We start from the raw sequence: 388 nt of genomic DNA, 5'->3' as shown, positions 1-388 counted from the left end.
GAGGTTCAATTTCAACCAACTACAACCATTCAACACGCTCCATCTGAAACAGACCCTAGAAACTTGTTATTCATTAACTTTGCTTCAAGAAACTGGAATAGAAAAAGAATCACGACAAGGGTAGATATTAAGCAAAGTGTGACAATGGACACGGAAACAATAGTAGAACGTTCAGCTTATAATTTTGCTGTTGTGTTCGTTAAAAATAAAGCAACAGATGACTACACAGACCCTCCTAAAATGTACACAGCAAAAAATAACGGAGATGTCATTGATTATAGCACTTATCATGGAGACGGAACAGACTTGCCAGATGTAAGGACAACCAAAACATTGTTTTATGATAGAGATGACCACGGAAACCCTCCTGAGTTGTCTACTATTAAGG

Annotated in this window: 1 protein-coding gene; it reads left to right on the top strand. The window is 37.6% G+C overall.

Translation table 11 applies throughout. From position 1 onward, the window contains the following. Positions 1–388: hypothetical protein (locus HQ48_RS01045; RefSeq protein WP_044231291.1), on the top strand; the 388-nt coding region annotated here is incomplete at both ends.

The sequence above is a fragment of the Porphyromonas sp. COT-290 OH3588 genome (genome assembly GCF_000769075.1).
GTDB lineage: Bacteria > Bacteroidota > Bacteroidia > Bacteroidales > Porphyromonadaceae > Porphyromonas.
This window is presented reverse-complemented; position numbering and strand designations above follow the sequence as displayed.